The 17248-nt window shown below is 55.0% G+C and carries 17 protein-coding genes and 1 CRISPR repeat array; of the genes, 4 read left to right on the plus strand and 13 right to left on the minus strand.

Features of this window, described 5'->3' with window-relative positions; all coding sequences use genetic code 11:
- Positions 1-11: 11 nt before the first annotated feature.
- From KGZ92_06555 to KGZ92_06600, 10 genes are all read right to left on the minus strand, one after another.
- Positions 12-851, minus strand: a complete 840-nt coding sequence (locus tag KGZ92_06555; protein ID MBS3888944.1) for an aminotransferase class IV — start codon at positions 849-851, stop codon at positions 12-14.
- Positions 852-853: 2 nt separating this feature from the next.
- A complete protein-coding gene (gene pabB, locus KGZ92_06560) occupies positions 854-2290 on the minus strand; it encodes an aminodeoxychorismate synthase component I (protein MBS3888945.1) in 1437 nt (478 codons plus the stop codon).
- Positions 2287-2880 (minus strand): aminodeoxychorismate/anthranilate synthase component II, encoded by a 594-nt coding sequence (locus KGZ92_06565; GenBank protein ID MBS3888946.1) that lies wholly within the window; start codon positions 2878-2880, stop codon positions 2287-2289. Before KGZ92_06565 ends, pabB begins: the two co-directional genes overlap by 4 nt.
- A complete protein-coding gene (gene folK / locus KGZ92_06570) occupies positions 2868-3353 on the minus strand; it encodes a 2-amino-4-hydroxy-6-hydroxymethyldihydropteridine diphosphokinase (protein MBS3888947.1) in 486 nt (161 codons plus the stop codon). The genes KGZ92_06565 and folK overlap by 13 nt, the downstream gene beginning before the upstream one ends.
- On the minus strand, positions 3353-3712 hold the full coding sequence (gene folB, locus KGZ92_06575; GenBank protein ID MBS3888948.1) for a dihydroneopterin aldolase: 360 nt from the start codon (positions 3710-3712) through the stop codon (positions 3353-3355). Before folB ends, folK begins: the two co-directional genes overlap by 1 nt.
- Positions 3702-4535 carry a dihydropteroate synthase gene (folP, locus tag KGZ92_06580; protein ID MBS3888949.1) on the minus strand — a complete coding sequence of 278 codons (834 nt, stop codon included), beginning with the start codon at positions 4533-4535 and terminating at the stop codon, positions 3702-3704. The genes folB and folP overlap by 11 nt, the downstream gene beginning before the upstream one ends.
- A 17-nt stretch (positions 4536-4552) precedes the next feature.
- On the minus strand, positions 4553-5041 hold the full coding sequence (locus KGZ92_06585) for an HD domain-containing protein (protein MBS3888950.1): 489 nt from the start codon (positions 5039-5041) through the stop codon (positions 4553-4555).
- A 3-nt stretch (positions 5042-5044) separates the two neighbouring features.
- Complete coding sequence (folE, locus tag KGZ92_06590) at positions 5045-5611, minus strand: GTP cyclohydrolase I FolE (GenBank protein MBS3888951.1); 567 nt, start codon at positions 5609-5611, stop codon at positions 5045-5047.
- A gap of 65 nt (positions 5612-5676) precedes the next feature.
- Positions 5677-6999 carry a hypothetical protein gene (locus KGZ92_06595; GenBank protein ID MBS3888952.1) on the minus strand — a complete coding sequence of 441 codons (1323 nt, stop codon included), beginning with the start codon at positions 6997-6999 and terminating at the stop codon, positions 5677-5679.
- Positions 7000-7019: 20 nt separating this feature from the next.
- Positions 7020-8402, minus strand: coding sequence for a pyruvate carboxylase subunit B (locus KGZ92_06600; GenBank protein ID MBS3888953.1), 1383 nt, complete (start codon positions 8400-8402; stop codon positions 7020-7022).
- 145 nt (positions 8403-8547) lie between these two features.
- On the opposite strand from KGZ92_06600, the gene KGZ92_06605 reads away from it, so the two are divergent.
- The 4 genes from KGZ92_06605 to KGZ92_06620 all read left to right on the plus strand — a co-directional run bounded on the left by KGZ92_06605 (position 8548) and on the right by KGZ92_06620 (position 12568).
- Complete coding sequence (locus KGZ92_06605; GenBank protein ID MBS3888954.1) at positions 8548-9555, plus strand: ABC transporter substrate-binding protein; 1008 nt, start codon at positions 8548-8550, stop codon at positions 9553-9555.
- Between the two features lie 31 nt (positions 9556-9586).
- Positions 9587-10384 carry an ABC transporter ATP-binding protein gene (locus KGZ92_06610; GenBank protein ID MBS3888955.1) on the plus strand — a complete coding sequence of 266 codons (798 nt, stop codon included), beginning with the start codon at positions 9587-9589 and terminating at the stop codon, positions 10382-10384.
- Positions 10356-11150 (plus strand): ABC transporter permease, encoded by a 795-nt coding sequence (locus tag KGZ92_06615; protein MBS3888956.1) that lies wholly within the window; start codon positions 10356-10358, stop codon positions 11148-11150. The genes KGZ92_06610 and KGZ92_06615 overlap by 29 nt, the downstream gene beginning before the upstream one ends.
- A gap of 221 nt (positions 11151-11371) precedes the next feature.
- On the plus strand, positions 11372-12568 hold the full coding sequence (locus KGZ92_06620; GenBank protein ID MBS3888957.1) for a hypothetical protein: 1197 nt from the start codon (positions 11372-11374) through the stop codon (positions 12566-12568).
- A 6-nt stretch (positions 12569-12574) separates the two neighbouring features.
- Here KGZ92_06620 and KGZ92_06625 read toward each other — a convergent pair whose 3' ends face one another.
- From KGZ92_06625 to KGZ92_06635, 3 genes are all read right to left on the minus strand, one after another.
- Positions 12575-14284, minus strand: a complete 1710-nt coding sequence (locus KGZ92_06625) for a hypothetical protein (protein MBS3888958.1) — start codon at positions 14282-14284, stop codon at positions 12575-12577.
- 1 nt (position 14285) lies between these two features.
- Entirely contained in the window at positions 14286-15038 is a 753-nt protein-coding gene (locus KGZ92_06630) for an ABC transporter ATP-binding protein (GenBank protein MBS3888959.1), read from the minus strand.
- Between the two features lie 307 nt (positions 15039-15345).
- Positions 15346-15555, minus strand: coding sequence for a DUF4926 domain-containing protein (locus KGZ92_06635; GenBank protein MBS3888960.1), 210 nt, complete (start codon positions 15553-15555; stop codon positions 15346-15348).
- A gap of 45 nt (positions 15556-15600) precedes the next feature.
- Positions 15601-17215: direct repeats of the CRISPR family, unit length 32 nt; unit sequence GTTTCAATCCACGCCCCCGCGCGGGGGGCGAC.
- Positions 17216-17248: the final 33 nt, after the last annotated feature.

Consider the following 17248-nt stretch of genomic DNA (forward strand, 5'->3'; position numbering starts at 1 on the left):
AGCGCTACGGACTAGAGCAACTTTCTGATACTGTTACTTTTGCTCGCGGGCACACACGACATTAGTACTTTGTCTTCTACCCGCCGAAGTGGCATGACGCCAAGTAGAGAGTTGGTCACAAAACCCTCTTCTGCTTGGTAAAGTGTAGACAGACTTAGTTCTGCCTCGCGACAGGGTAGGCCGTGCTTTTGGCAGAGCGCGAGAACCTGCCCCCGCATGATGCCCGGCAGTGCCCCGTCCGCTAGGCGCGGTGTCAACACTTCACCCTCCACTATAAGGAACAAATTGCTCACTGCTCCTTCAGCCAGGGAACCCCTGCTGTTAAGGAGCAGTGCTTCTTCTACCCCCTGTGCCAGCGCTTCACGCTTGGCCAGCACATTGTCGAGAAAGCTCGTGGTCTTATGCCGCGAAAGCGGCGACGCTTCATTGCGCCTGGTTACACGCGAGATTAGGGCGGCAAAACCAGGCTCGTACAAGGACTCGGCGTAAGGTACCCCCTCTTTAAAAGAAATTATAATATCGGGGGGGTCGTCAGGCGAAAGCGAGAACCCCAAGCCGTAGCGCGGGGAGACGGTTAGGCGGAGCGACGCACTCGAGAGCATGTTCTTGGCGATGACGAGTGAAACAGCCGCGGCAAGCTCGAATGTGTCGGGCAGCCTGTAGCCAAAGTAGGCAGCAGAAGATAAGAGGCGCGCGAGGTGGGCAGCGAGAAAGCGCGGCTCTTGGTCTTTAACTAAAATAGTCTCAAAAATACCTTCGCCGAGCAAGTAGCCGCGGTTGTAGACCGCTACTTGACAAGCCTGGGCGCGCACAAGCTGCCCATTAAGGTAGAAGTAGGCTTCTTGGTGCACTACTACCCCCTCCCCGCGGGAAAAGAGGTCACCCCTAGACTGCGGAAGAGGGCCTTGGCTTTGTGCAAGGTCTCCTCATATTCTAGCCCGGGGTCTGAGTCCGCCACGATGCCGCCGCCTACTTGAAGAAAGACGGTGTCATTCTTACTGACCATGGTGCGGATGACGATGTTTAGGTCGGCTCTGCCGTCAAAACCGATGTACCCTAGAGAACCGGTGTAGATGCCCCGCCGCACGGGCTCTAGTTCCTCAATAATCTCCATGGCCCGAATCTTAGGAGCGCCCGTAATCGACCCCCCGGGGAAGGTAGCCTTAAGGAGGTCTACTACATCCTTGCCCGGGGCAAGCTCGCCACGCACGGTTGACACAAGGTGAAAGACGGTGGCGTATTCCTCGAGCACCAAAAGCTCTGGCACATGCACGGAGCCATAGGCACAGACGCGGCCTAGGTCATTTCGCTCTAAGTCGACGATCATCACCAATTCGGCTCGGTCTTTGCTACTGTTTAGAAGCTCTTGCTTATGGGCGCGATCTTCTTCCGGTGTCTTACCCCGCGGCCGGGTCCCCTTGATGGGACGAGCCTCGACTACTCCTTCGGCGACGCGCAAAAAGCGCTCCGGTGACGAGGAGAGAAGCCGAAGCCCTTCGCCACAGTCCATGTAGGCGGCAAAGGGGGCCGGGTTTACCTGACGCAGACGACGGTAAAGCTCGTAAGGGGGCATAGCGAGGGGGGCCATAAAACGCTGCGTCATATTGGCTTGGTAGATATCGCCGGCGGCAATATACTCCTTAATGCGCAGTATACAATCACCATAGGACTGCCGCGTAAAGTGCGCCCTAATATCGCCGGCATTAATATTTTGCTCCTGCCAAGGGTCGACGAGCGACACCTCAGCATTGAGTAGACGTTCACGCAACTGTGCCATAGCGGTTATCGCTTGCTTACGTCCCTCCTCCCCTGCCCCGGGCAAGCCGGAGGCGACGAGGTAGGCTCGATTGGCGACATGGTCTATAGCCAAAATAGACGCGTAGAAGCAGAGATAAATATCTGGTACATCCAGATCGTTGGCGGTTTGATGAGGGAGAGACTCGACCATTCTGCCGAGATCGTAGGAGAAGAAACCTACCGCCCCGCCGAGAAAGGGCATGGGCAAGTTACCGCGCTCTAGACTAAAGCGAGATAGTTGCTGGCGCAATACCGTGAACGGATCTGCCGTAAACTCTTCTCTGCGGTCATTCTCGATTATGACGACACGTTCTCCATACGTCTTTAGCACCAAAAATGGCTGGCTACCCATAAAAGACCACCTGCCCAGACTACCGCCGGGGCGGCTGCTATCTAGCCAGAAGGGATGAGGGTCGTCCTTAAGAACGGCGAATACTTTTTCAAGATCACTCGCTAAGTCTACTTCCTCGCACCAGGGTTTAACTGGCCTCACTTGATCTCCTCCCTGTCAGGCAGGGCATAACCCAAAAAGTTAGCCAAAATATCTTTGCCGTGTTCTGTCAAAATAGCCTCTGGATGAAACTGAACCCCTTCAAGGCAGGGAATTTCGCGGTGTCGCATCCCCATAATTTCGCCCTCTGCCGTCTCTGCGGTAATTTCAAGACAAGAAGGCAAGGTCTCCCTCTCCACTAAGAGCGAATGATACCGCGTGGCGGCGAAAGGCGTAGGCAAGCCGCGAAAGACACCTTGCCCTAAGTGATGCACAGGGGAAGTCTTGCCATGCATAAGGCGCGCGGCACGCACTACTTTGGCGCCATACACCTGCCCAAGGCATTGATGGCCCAAGCAGACGCCTAAGATGGGCACCACCCCCGCGAAATGGCGTACAATGTCTAAAGACACTCCGGCTTCGAGAGGGGTACAGGGCCCAGGTGAGATGACAATGCTGCTAGGCTTTAAGGCGGCCACCTCGGCGCAAGTTATACTCCGATTGCGGTAAACATGAACATCAGCACCTAGCTCACCGAAGTACTGCACCAAGTTGTAGGTAAAAGAATCGTAGTTATCGATTACAAGGAGCATGAACTTACTTCCTCTCCGCGCAAAATGGCGAGGAGAACGCGCGCCGGAACAAAGTCAGGCGGTACAAGTAGGTCCGGTGCTACTTCCACCAAGGGAGCCAAGACAAATTCCCTCTCCCTGAGGCGAGGGTGAGGAATGGTTAGGGTGGGCGAAGCCAACACCAGATCATCGTAGAGCAAGATATCGATATCTAGTGTGCGCGGCCCAAAGCGCAGGGTGCGCACACGCTTCGCTTGCCGCATAATGTCCTCTACCACCGCGAGGAGCGCTAGAGGAGCTAGGCTTGTACTTACTTCAACTACTGTATTTAAGAATAAACCTTGCTCTACTACACCCACAGGTTCAGTCTCTATGTACTTGGCCACGGCTACTACCTTGATGGCCTCATTTTGCGCGAGGCGATGGATGGCGGCGTCTAATTCACCCTGCCTATCGCCTAGGTTGCCGCCTAAGCCAAGAAATACGCGGGCCACTAGCTCTGCCCCCGCTCTATGTCAACGGCCACAAAGTCGAGCACCCCGGAAAGGGGTGGATGGAGTTTCTTTACCGTAACTCGCACGCTGAGGGCTCCTAGGTCGAGTACCTGCGCCGCGATGCGTTCAGCGAGCGTTTCGAGGAGCCGCACTGCGGGCCCCTCCATAATGGCTTTAACGGCACTATATACTGCCGCATAGTTAAGAGAGAGCGCCAGGTCATCGCTTGCTGCCGCCGCGCGGATATCTGTCGTCATGGTTAGGCTGACCGCAAAACGCTGCCCGAGGGTGTTCTCTGCCGGAAACACGCCGTGGTAGCCGAAAAACTGCATATTCTCAAGTCGTATGCTATCCCTCATGTGCTAGTCCCCCCCTAAGTAGAGCATCTGTCATGCGCGCTACCCGAACCATACTGGCCACATCATGCACCCGCACCATACGTGCACCGCGGGTAATGCCATAGGCGACAGTGGCCGCAGTACCTTCCAGGCGGTCGTTCACGGGCAGGTCTAAGACCTTGCCAATAAATGCTTTGCGTGAGGTACCAAGAAGTACAGGGTAGCCTAGGGCGACAATTTCAGAGAGCTCTCTCATCAATAAGAGATTGTGCTCTGCCGTCTTGCCAAAACCGATGCCTGGGTCTAAGATGATGTTTTCGCTGCGTACGCCGGCTGCGAGGGCTAAGGCCACAGAGGCCCCTAGGTCAGCGGCAACTTCTGCCATGAGATCGCCATAAAGCGCTTCGTGGCGGTTATGCATCAGGCAAATGGGCACCCCCCACTCTGCGGCAAGCTCGAGCATAGCCCGCTCGCGGCGTCCGCCCCAGACATCATTAAGCATCGTGGCGCCCGCCTCTAGTGCCGCCTTGGCTACTTCGGGCTTGTAGGTATCAATAGAAATAGGTATGTCTGTAGCTGCAGACAGGGCCTGAATAATGGGCAAGACGCGCGCCATTTCTTCTGCGGCGGCGACTACGCTCGCCCCGGGGCGCGTTGATTCGCCCCCCACATCGATAATGTCGGCCCCCTCGTCCTTAAGGCGCAGGCCCTGCTCTACGGCCTCGTCTAAACGCAGAAAGCGTCCGCCGTCCGAAAAAGAGTCTGGCGTAACATTCAGTATCCCCATCACCAGGGTGCGTGACGTTAAATCGTAGGCGCGGCCTTTAATATTTAGTATCGCCATAATACCTCCGTGCTGAATTAATACTGCACCCCGTGCTTGGTTACCATACGCTCATACTTGTAGCACTGCTCATGAGCCGCACAGTGTGAGCAAAGTCTTGACAGGTCATCCGCCTCGGCCAGTAATTGCCCTAAAGGGTGCAAGACCTCCGCGGGGGGCAGACGGTGACTTAGGATGGCCTCTCCTATAAGGGCGATTTCCTCCACACTGTAGCCATGCCTAGCAAGTAAGGGGCACGCTAAATCGCGACTAGCCACAGCATGGTCGATAGACGGGTCGTCATACTGCATAAAGCGACCAATATCATGGAGCAGGGCCGCCGCGTAAACAATAGCCTGTCCAAAGGCTAAGCCCCGCTCTAAACACAAAATCCAGGCAATCCGCGCGACATCGAGCAGGTGGTTAAAATCGTGGCGGCAGTAAGGTCGTAGCGCTTCTCGCTGGGTGTTTTCTGCTAGGCAAAGCTGGTAGTCGGGGTCGGCGATGAGTCGCCGCACGCGCTCCATGCTTTACCGGCCCTTGATTAAAGAAAAAGCTTCGGTGCGGGTCAAGTGATTAGAACGGAAAATGCCCCGTACCGCCGAGGTAACAGTCAGCGAGCCAGGTTTGTTGACCCCGCGAATGGTCATGCACAGGTGCTCGGCCTCGATAACTACCATGACTCCTTGCGGCTTGAGCGTCTTCATAATGGTATCGGCAATCTGTGTCGTCAGACGCTCCTGCAATTGGGGACGGCGCGACAGTGTATCGACGACGCGTGCCAGCTTGCTCAGGCCAGTGATGCGCGCCGGATTAGGAATATAGGCCACATGCGCCTTGCCATAAAACGGCAGCAAATGATGCTCACACATGGAGTAGAGACTGATGTCCTTCACAATGACCATCTCATCATGCTTTTCCTCATAAAAAAAAGTCTGCAGGAATTCGCTCGGGTCACGATGTAGACCAGAGAAAACTTCCGCATACATTTTGGCTACGCGCCTCGGTGTGTCCTTCAGACCCTCACGGTCTGGGTTCTCACCAATGGCCTCGAGAATCATCCGCATTGCGACCTCTATCTTACCTTGGTCTATCATCTTGACCTCCGCGCTAAACTAAGTTTGCCTGTCTTCGGGTATTTTTCTAAGCTACTATCTCAGAGCTAGTCTATGGGCAACGCTGCCAATTTAGGGGCCAGAAGTTTTTGTAGCTCCGCAAGTTCTGGTATCTCTGCCAAGTAGCTATTGAGCGCGCTAAGGCAGGGCCGCAAGGCCTCCTTGGTCCAGTAGGGCACAAGTAAGCGGGCCGTCTCCTGGCTACCGTCTCGCCTCTTAGCTAAGAATTGCGTGCTTAAGTAGCCGCACAGCAGTAGGCGGTAGTATACAGATAGTTTCCAAAGTGTTTGTTCTTGTAGCTTACGCTCTTCGTCGCCTAGAAAATCTGCTCGCGCCCCCAAGTAGTCTTTCATCAGCGCGCGCTCCGCAGAGGGTGTAAGGCCGGTGGCGGGGTCACACAGTAATTCCACCACATCAAGCAGGGATACATCTTGCCGCACCCGGCCAAAGTCAACGGGAGAGTACTTACTGTCTAAAGCAGCCGAGGCAAAGAAGGCCCGCGGTGAAGCCTCCGCCAATTTCGGTCCGGCTGGGATATCCCCAAGCAGGCAAATCGGCTCCGCTGACTGCGTCAAACGAAGGAGCTCGCTATCGGCCAAAGGCACCCCGGCCGTCATTAACCCGGCAAAAGTAGCTGCTATCTGCGAGCGCATCAGTGCGGGGGTAAGCCTGGCTGGCGCAAACAGCTCTGGCGTTAAACTGCCCGATGAGGCGTGAAACTGCGCTAAGGAGACCAGTAAACTCCTGAGCATTTCTTCTTTGTGCGCTTCGTCATGGCCTTGTAACGCTTTGTCTAGCCGCACTGTGCCGACGGAGGAGAGCAAAGTAATATTCTGCGCGGCATCGTGCGCTAAGAGCCTCGGAAAAAGCGCCGAATGGCTGTTTAGGGCGCGAAGTTGCTTAATTTCTTCAGCTTGGCGGGCGTTTTTTTGTTCTAGGATCCTAGCCTCTTCCCTTAAATCAGACAACGGATCATCTTTAAGGCGTCTGGCTTGCTCTGGCACAGCTTGGTCATACTCCACCCCCCCGCTGGCCTGCATGGGGTTCTGGTTGTCGCCCTCACTAGCCTTGTGGCGCTTTTGCCTCTCGGCCAAGAGTGACTCCAGCGGATAAAAAACTTGGGCTAGAACCTGCTCTGCTGTGCCATCGGGAAAGAAGGCGGATACAGCGAAGTATACCTGCTCTTCAACCTGCTGCGGGGCAACGGCTACAGGTAACCGCTCTATATTGATCTTGCTTGGCCCCCGCCCGGCCTTATCTTTGAGGTATCTGGCGAGAAAGCGCCTGCTTAGTCGCACATCGGCAGGGCTAAAGTAGCGCCAGGCAAAAAACGCCACCCCAAGGACCAGTAGTCCATAGATAACTTCCACGCCACACCTCCTAACTCAATCTAAGTCGGGTACCCTTCCTCAGCAGCCTTATCCGCCAAGTTAAAGTCAACGCCATACTTCGCTGCTTGCCGCTCCTTAAGGAACTTAAGAGCGACTTGGGGGAACAAGACATAAGAAAGCACGTCTTCTTCTTGCTCGAGGTAGGTAGCGACTTCTTTGCGTGCCGCGGGCAGCTCCGGCGCAAGCAAATCGGCCGGACGGCACTCTAAAACGGGCGTGTCACCAATGATCGATTTACGAAAATCTTTATCTATATGGCCTGGGGCACGGCCGTACTGCCCGGCGAGATAGTTCTTCACTTCATTGGAGACCATCTTGTAGCGCCCACCCGCCAATACATTTAGCACCGCCTGGGAACCGACAATCTGACTACTTGGCGTGACTAGCGGAGGAAAGCCGAGGTCGGCACGCACACGCGGCACTTCTTCAATCACTTGCGGTAGTTTGTCGACATCTGCCCCTAGCTGCGAGACAAAATTACTCATCATGCCACCAGGAATTTGCGACGAGAGTACATGAATATCCACGCCGTGGTAAATATTTTTGCCCTCGGCGTATTTGTCTTTGCGCTCTTTTAGCTCTTGACTAATTTTAGCCAAGATCCCCATGTCTAATCCCAGTTCGTAGGGCGTGCCCTGCAGCGCCGCTACCATGGACTCCGTACAGGGCTGACTAGTGCCGAGAGCCAGTGGAGACAGGGCCGTGTCGATGATGTCGACCCCTGCTTCTATAGCTTTAAGATAGGCCATGGAGGCCATGCCGCTACTGTAGTGCGAATGTATCTCTAGGGGCAAGGGAAACTCTTTCTTTAACCGGCTGACAAGCTCAAAGGCCACATGAGGCGACAATATGCCCGCCATATCTTTAATGCAGAGAGAGTCTACTCCCATCTCTACCATGGTTCTAGCTGTATCGACAAAGTGCTCGATGGTATGCAAGGGGCTGACCGTGTAGACGACCGCACCTTGCGCGTGACCGCCATACTCTTTAATGGCCTTGATAGACGTTTCAATATTGCGCATGTCATTTAAGGCATCAAAAACCCGAATAATATCGATGCCGTTCTTCAAGCTAAGGCGCACAAATTCGCGCACTACATCGTCGGCATAGTGCCTGTAACCTAGTACATTTTGCCCCCTGAGCAGCATTTGTAGCTTGGAATCGGGCATGGCGCGGCGCAGAGCGCGCAGGCGCTCCCACGGGTCTTCGTTAAGAAAGCGCAGGGCGCTGTCAAAAGTGGCTCCCCCCCATACCTCAAGGGAATGAAAACCTACTTTGTTAAGGTCTTCGCAAAGGGGCAGCATATCTTCCGTCTTCAAACGCGTTGCCATCAGGCACTGGTGACCGTCGCGCAGGGTAGTGTCCATAACACGAACTTTCATCGCTGTTCACTCCTTCTAAGTACTCCTTAGCATCAAGGATAATGTATACACGACGCTTTGACAAGGTCTTGTGGAAAATGCTATGAGTCACGCCCTCTGCCCTACTTGCATAAACTGTGACATCACATCTAGAGGGAGGTAGCCTATGTCAAGGCGTTTGCTTGCGGTGTTCGCGCTGTGCACTATGTTACTCGGTAGTCTGGCCCTCGTGGCCTGCCAAAGACGTGTAGAGGTGAGAGACATTGTGCTCTCAGAGGTCATTCACTCCATCTTCTTTGCGCCACAATACGTAGCTCTCCACAAAGGTTTCTTTATGGACGAAGGCCTTAACGTGCGCCTTGAGGTCGCCGGAGGTGCTGACCGTGGGGCGGCAGCTCTGCTCTCTGGCAGTGCTCATATCGCCCTCTTTGGCACGGAAGCTGCCATCTACACCTTTAAGCAAGGGGCGGCTAACCCCATCGTGGCCTTCGCGCAGCTGACTCAGCGCGACGGGTCCTTCTTGGTTGGGCGCAATGCCGACCCGGATTTCACCTGGGAAGATGTGCGTGGCAAAACCATTATTGGCGGTCGCCGAGGCGGGGTACCGCAAATGGTGCTCGAACACATTTTGCGCCGGCACAATATTACCCCTCAGGTAGATGTAACGATCATCCAAAATATTGGTCTAGGGGCCACCGCCGCTGCCTTTAGAGAAGGTACCGGGGACTTTGTACAGCTATGGGAACCCACCGCCAGCACCCTCATTGCCGCAGGCACAGGCAACATTGTAACGGCGCTAGGCGAGTACAGTGGCAAGCTGCCCTACACTGTTTTTCACGCTACACAGAGCTTTATTAAAGAGAACCCTGCCGTCCTCGAACAATTTACGCGGGCGATTTATCGGGCGCAGCGCTACGTTGCCGAGAACGAGGCTGAAGTTGTGGCGCGAGCCATTGCCCCCTCCTTCCCCGAAATGACCCTAGAACAGATGACGGCCATTATCGCCCGCTACCAAGCGCTTGACATTTGGGCAGCAAGTCCCCTTGTCCAGAGCGAAGCGGTTGATCATCTACAAAACATCATGATTGAGGCAGGGGAGCTCGACACCAAGGTGCCTTTCACCCAAGTGGTCAACAATACCTTTGCCGAGAGGGCCATGCGGGCACGCAGGTAGTACTGCCCGAAAGTACTTGATAGTAGGAGGGATGGACGTGGACTGTGTGGTGGCCCTAAAAAACGTGGCCCTTAAGTACTTGGCAGAAAGCGGCGAAACCCCAGCTTTAGAGGACATTTCCTTAACGGTCAAGGCAGGAGAGTTTCTTGGCATCGTGGGACCAAGCGGCTCTGGCAAGTCCACCCTGCTATCTATAGTCTCGGGGCTCATTACGCCAACCTATGGCGAGGCAAGGGTGTGCGGGCAGAAAGTCACTGGCCCCAAGGAAGGCAAAGCCGCCTACATGCTACAACAAGACTGCCTACTAGATTGGCGAACCGTGGAGGGAAATGCGCTGCTAGGCCTTGAAATTATGGGTCGCCTGACACCAGAGAGTCGTGAGCGTACTCTTTCCCTCCTCAGGGAATATGGTCTTGCCGACTTCGCCCACCTCTACCCACGTCAACTGTCAGGAGGCATGCGGCAAAGAGTGGCCCTCGTGCGCACACTAGCCACAAACCCCGCCATTTGTCTCTTAGATGAGCCCTTTTCTGCTCTTGATTACACTTCGCGACTAACGCTGCAGGATGATGTCTGGTCCATTCTACGGGGCCAAGGCGTCACCTGCATCTTGGTCACGCATGACATACCCGAGGCCATTGCCATGTGTGACCGTATCATCGTCTTCACCAAGCGCCCAGGAAAAATAAAACTTGAACTGCAGATTGATCTAGCGCAAGAGGGGCAAAGCCCCATGGCCAAGCGTCAGTCTCCAGATTTTCGCTGGTACTTTAGCCGCATATGGGAGGAGATGGAGCTAAGTGTCGACAGAACACGCAGCCTTTCTTAAGAGACTTCGCTTCACAAAACTCTGTATACGGCTAGTCCAAGTGGGTCTACTAGTGGGTTTCTTCGCCCTGTGGGAGGTAGCTACACAGCTAGGTTGGCTAGACTCCTTCCTCGTAAGCAGCCCCTCCCGCGTGTGGAGCACTATTCTTCTCTTGCATGCTGACGGAAGCCTCTACCGCCATATCGCCATCACCAGCCTCGTGACTATGGTCGGTTTTGTAGGCGGCACAGTTATCGGCACCTTTATCGCTGCCCTACTGTGGTGGTTCCCCACTTTATACCTTACCGCGCAACCCTTTCTTATCGTCATCAACAGCTTACCCAAAATAGCCCTTGGCCCCCTCTTTATTGTGTGGCTAGGTACGGGCTACCTCACCATAATCGCCATTGCCCTCGCCATTTCGCTGGTGACAACGGTTATTGTCGTACACAGCGGCTTCGCCAATATAGACCCCCTCAAGCTAAAACTTGTACATTCCTTTGGGGCCACAAAATGGCAGTCCTTTCGCCTGGTCATCCTCCCCGGTAGTTTTCCAACTATTATGTCGGCCCTTAAAGTTAATGTGGGGCTCTCCTGGGTCGGGGTCATCGCGGGCGAGTTCTTGGTCTCCCGCGCTGGCCTTGGCTACCTCGCGGTCTACGGGGGGCAAGTCCTCAACATGAGCCTCGTCATGACCAGCGTTCTTATCTTGTGCGTCGCCGCCGCCCTGATGTACCAGGCCATCGTCCTCCTCGAGCTGCGACAACGGGGACGGTTTTTGAATTAGAAGCAAGAAGCAGGAGGCGAGAAGCAAGAGAGGAGAAGGAACGTTTATTAACCACAGAGTACACAGAGTATGAAAGAGAGGAACAAGGAGTTTGGTTTGGTGGTTGAAATCGCGCCTCCGACAAAGGGGATGACTCTATTTGTTTTAGTCAGCGTATGCCACAATCACCCATCGACCGAAAGGTGAGAATTATTGTATCATTCACCTAAGGGGGTGGAGATGTGCGCTGGCTCGTCATAGTGCTAATTTTTGTCTTGCTCTTTTTATCGACTCGGCTTGAACCCAGTCAACTTTATTCGAGCAAGGACTTTGTGCTTGCGCAGAGCACAGATCTTTACACAGCCACACCTGCATTGCCTGCTCCTGTAAGCGCAAAGGGGTGGAAGAAACCTGAGATAGCCCTCTTCGCCCGAGATGAAAGCCTACTCGCAAGCTTAGTTCAAATCTCTGAAGACGAACTCCTCTACCTCTTGAGCTTGCAGGATGATAATGGGATAATTGCCCAAACACCTGAACGCCTGCACAGCATCCCCTACTTTTCTAATATGGCGGCGATGGCGCTGCTCAGTGACCCGCGGGGACATGAGCCCGTGCGCAAATACATGGCATGGTACATCGCCCACCTAAATCGCCCAGACAAGTACAACTTCACCGGCACTATGTATGACTGGAGCAAAACAGACGGCGCATGGCAGCATACCTACAGCTATGACTCCGCCGACAGTTATGCTGCCACTTTTCTTAGCCTCGTGCTAAACTACACCGAGGTCACTCTCGATGCAAGTTTTGCGATCGACAACATTCAAGCTATCGTGGATGTAGCCGAGGTGCTCATCAGGCTGCAAGACAGGGACGGCCTGATGTGGGCTAAACCCCGCTACTATGTTAAGTTTCTCATGGACAACGCGGAAAACTACCGTGGTCTACGAGACGCCGAGAAGCTCATGCAACACCTCGGGCGCACGGACTTTAGTGCGCGCTATGGCCATGCCGCGACTAGGGTAGCGCGGGGCATGGAAAAGCGCATGTGGAACGAGGCCGACCAAAGCTATGCCTGGGCGATAATGGGCCCGTTTTGGGTACGCCAGCAGAGGCAGCGATGGTACCCAGACACCGTAGCGCAGCTATACCCGGTGGTGTTTGGCGTCATTCCGCCAAACTCTGAACGCGCCTCGCACCTCTATGCCAATCTTAACGCCAACTACCCCGACTGGACCAGCGGTCGGTTTGATGACCGCTTTCCTTGGACGGTACTGGCCTACATGGCCGCTCTGATGAACGACGATGTACGGGCGGTAAGCTACATGAAAAACGTGCACCAGACCATAACCGCAGAGCATCGTTGCTATCCTTGGCACGCCTTTGAGTCGGCCTTTTATCTTAAGGCGTGGAACAAAATCCACGCACGCAATCCTTAGTCGCTGCTAGCGACTAACAAGTGGCGCTTCTGTAGGCGGACTCTCTGCCTCCCTGAGAGCCTCCCAGGTAAAGTTAAAGGCGGTTCTCCACACGATAACAACTGCGAGCATCAAGACGACAAAGTAGCCCAAGAGGAATATGTTACTAGAGAAAAGACGCCAATGTATAAAGGCTAGCACACCCAGAAAAATAACACGGGCCAAGCTCTCCACCATGTCGCCACCGACGACCTGACCAAGCGCTGCCGAAAATGGCATGCGTTTTTTACCTAGACATGCACCCAGGAGCATGACTAAGAGCGAGCTAGTCAGTATGATAACCAGATGCTTGCCGCTCTCTACGCCCAAGAGCGCTAAAGTAACCACTATGAGGACAAGCACCGGCAAAGCCAAGTAACTAAGCAAGTACCCCTGCATCGCTCCTCGCATGGCGCGGCCAGGATTTTTTAGCGGCAGGGCCTTGTACACCCAGGAGGCACGGTAGCTCTCGCTGTAGTCTATGAACCTAACCATGCTGACTGGCGCAACAAGAAACGCATAGATGAACAAGACATTAACCCCACCCCGCAGAGCGTCCGACAGGGCGCCCCATGACATTTCATTTCCGAGCGTGGGCAAGAGCCCGGCAATAAAGGGCAAGGCCACGCCAAAGGCAAATTGCGGGTAGAGCTGAAATTTTAGCGCGCGCTCCTTGGTGAGCATCGCGTGTGCAAAACGAATAAAGGCACCCTCTATACGCTCGGGCGCGATAAGGCGCGTAACTCTCTGGATTAGTAAGGTGAGTGTTGTCTCGCGGTAGCGCGCGGTAGACCCAGAACTTTCGAGCTTCGCTAGGTATTTTTCAATATGCGGCGAGATAACGCTGATGTGTAGCCACATGGCCAGTACGGGCACAGCAAAACCTAAGAGCGATGAGAGAATGTAAGGCCTACTACGCGACGCTCCGACCACAAAGCTAATTAGACCCGCAAAGTAGGCAGGAGGCACAAAAATCTGCCACCAAGCCGGCTCGAGGTAGATGGCGAGGCCACGTAGCCCAATCGTACGATTAAACAACTGAAAGCCCAAGTTCATTGTAATCATCAGGAAAATTTGAAACATAATGATAATGTCTTTAAGCTTCTCGCCGTCAAAATACCTGAGGACAGCAATATAGAGGAGCGATGTGACGCATACTGCCAGCATACACAGTAAAACGAGCGAGACTACCATGACTCCAAAAAAGGCGAAACCAAACCTATACGCTCCGAGCGCCAGACCAGGCCCGGCCAGCGCCGTACAGAGTATGGTCAGGTGGATGGCAATGTGCGCAAGTTTAGCGGCGCTAATAGTTCGCGATGTTACCGGTTTTGTGGACAAAATGGTTCTGTCTCGCACTTCGAGCAGCAACCCAGAAAAATTAGACACTAAGGAAGTCAGCAAGATGAACAGCACTATCCCAAAGTAGAGGGTCATAACGGCAAACAAAGAGCCCTGAGAGAGCATAGCTAAGGCGGGAGCAAGACCAACGAACGCATAGATCCACATGGATTTAACGAAACTGCTGTGCTCCTGCCCCTCCGGTGGTGGAGCACCCCCGGTCAGCACGTTAACATTGCGTCCGTCTAGGGCGAGCTTCACCTGCACGATGCGGCGCATAACTTTGTAGTTTACCCCAAGCCGCGTAAAAATCGCGGCGAAGAAGTCAAGCATCTTTAGCGACGTATACTCGCTCATCCTATGTCACCAAGAGAGAAATGATTTCGTCTGCCACTTCTTTATGTCCCCTGAAGCCAGTAAGTTTGTTGAAGATATCGTGGAGCGATTTGTCAACGCCGGCCCCTCTAAGTTCCGCGATCGGCCCATCGGCCGCAATCACTCCGTTATGCAACAAAACGATACGGTCGCTAAGCTTCTCTACCACCTCCATGATGTGCGAAGAATAGAAGATGGTCTTGCCCTGGCGCGCCAAACCAGCCATGACTTCCTTAACGATCATCACGCTGTTGGCATCTAGGCCGGAAATCGGCTCATCCCAGAAGAGAATGTCTGGGTTATGTATCAAACTAGCTATAATCAGCAACTTTTGGCGCATGCCTTTAGAGTAAGTAGAGATACGCGCACGGTAGCTGTCGGCAAGCCCAAGAAGATGCGTTAGCCTAGCCGCGCGCCTCGCCACAACCTCCGGTGCCACTCCGTACAAGTCGCCGACAAAGGTTAGATACTCCTGCCCAGACAGGCAGTCGTAGACATCACCCGCTTCAGGTACATAGCCGATTCTCCCTTTGTACTCCACCCCCGCTCTAATGTCACGCCCAAATATCGTCACCTCGCCGTAGTACTGCTCGATCAAGCCAAGCACAATCTTAACGGTGGTACTTTTGCCCGCGCCATTAGCCCCGATGTACCCGATAATCTGCCCGGGGTAGACCTTGAGATTCACCCCCCTTAGGACCGCCTGCGAACCATAACTCATCATCAGCTGCTTCATTTCAATTACCGGCTCCACCGTCACACCTCCAAAAGATTCTCCTACTGTTACGCCATGGCGGCAGCCCCGTATTGCCACTGACAATCGTCAATCTCCATTCATTAAGTGTTAATACGTAGGGGTGGGTGATTTGTTTCACTATAAGTTTAATCCTATGCAAGGGGATGAAACTGGGTTAATTATAGAAGCACCTTCTCATTTGTGTAGCCCCTGCTGACATGATTTACTTTGGGTCCACTACGTCGGCCGCCTGGAAGCACATTGGTCCGTCTTGTCCTCGAATTCGGACAAATTACCTAGCAAAAGCTCACTCCTCGTACCCATTAATGGGGTCTCCCACTCTCCACACTACTGCTACGACATCGTCATACAAAACGGTGACCAAATCCCCATCTCCCGGGGACAACTCTACTACATACGCCTGCGGCAAGCCTTGGCGCATCGAATATATGTGCACAACGGTTCCCCTGCGGCCATTTTTCAACCTGACTACATCATGTTCATTGATGAGCAACATAATTACGCCCCTCCTTTGCTTTCTTCTTTAACACCAATAAAGTCATCTTTAATCCACGCCCCCGCGCGGGGGGCGACCAGATTTAGACCGGCTGTGGTTTAGGGGCGTTATGTTTCAATCCACGCCCCCGCGCGGGGGGCGACCGATGCCGTGGACGCAATGCGCGACAACCAAGGAGTTTCAATCCACGCCCCCGCGCGGGGGGCGACCTTGCTAGTGGCTCATACTTTGCGAAGGTCACCGGGTTTCAATCCACGCCCCCGCGCGGGGGGCGACAGACCATCCGGGAGTTAACCTCATCGCGCACGTGGTTTCAATCCACGCCCCCGCGCGGGGGGCGACTAGTAAATATGCACATTATCGCATGGAAAAGTGGGTTTCAATCCACGCCCCCGCGCGGGGGGCGACGTACCGGGACTTCCTGCTCGCTACTTACCCTGACGTTTCAATCCACGCCCCCGCGCGGGGGGCGACAATCTCGGCGTTGCCGTAAACATCGGCGTTGCCGTGTTTCAATCCACGCCCCCGCGCGGGGGGCGACTTAGTGAGTAGAGTATACCGCAAGAGTCAAGGGAGTTTCAATCCACGCCCCCGCGCGGGGGGCGACATTGTCTTAGTGGGGACTGTGATAGTTTCCATCGTTTCAATCCACGCCCCCGCGCGGGGGGCGACTCCGCTGCTGCAGGTCTTCAAGCTCCACAGTCAGTTTCAATCCACGCCCCCGCGCGGGGGGCGACCGACCAGCGCCGTGGGCTCGCTGCCGGTGCGCAGGTTTCAATCCACGCCCCCGCGCGGGGGGCGACTATCACAGCGCCGCAATCGCGATTTAAGTATGGGGTTTCAATCCACGCCCCCGCGCGGGGGGCGACCATCACAGGGTTTAAGTATCGGCAGCCGTTTGGGGTTTCAATCCACGCCCCCGCGCGGGGGGCGACCGCTTCCGGGGGCGTGCCCGGGGTCGATTATCACGTTTCAATCCACGCCCCCGCGCGGGGGGCGACGGTGTCACCAAGGGTGAGTTGCGAGCAATGGCCGTTTCAATCCACGCCCCCGCGCGGGGGGCGACCACCTACAGATGCTATGAGCAACCACTCGCCGCCGTTTCAATCCACGCCCCCGCGCGGGGGGCGACGCTCGCCATGTACTCTAACTGGCGCAGTGTCACCGTTTCAATCCACGCCCCCGCGCGGGGGGCGACCAGGAGCCGGAGACCGTTGAGCCCTGTCCCGTAGGTTTCAATCCACGCCCCCGCGCGGGGGGCGACGCCATGCTGGCGGGTACCGCTGTGCTGTGGGAAGTTTCAATCCACGCCCCCGCGCGGGGGGCGACCCGCAGGACTGGGGGCAGGTAGCAAATCATGTGGTTTCAATCCACGCCCCCGCGCGGGGGGCGACCTCTTGCGGGGTGAAGCTGCAAGTCCTCGTCGATGTTTCAATCCACGCCCCCGCGCGGGGGGCGACCAATGCCTTTTCGAGCCGCGATGCCAATGGCACTGTTTCAATCCACGCCCCCGCGCGGGGGGCGACAAGCGCTTGCCTCTAAGGCGGAGCAACGCATCGGTGTTTCAATCCACGCCCCCGCGCGGGGGGCGACCAGAGATTGCCTGCCGCATCTTTTATAGGCAAGAAGTTTCAATCCACGCCCCCGCGCGGGGGGCGACGCTAAATCGCCTCTTGCCATCGCCCTGTCAAAG

Source organism: Bacillota bacterium (genome assembly GCA_018333655.1).
In the GTDB taxonomy this organism is placed as follows: Bacteria; Bacillota; UBA994; order UBA994; family UBA994; genus BS524.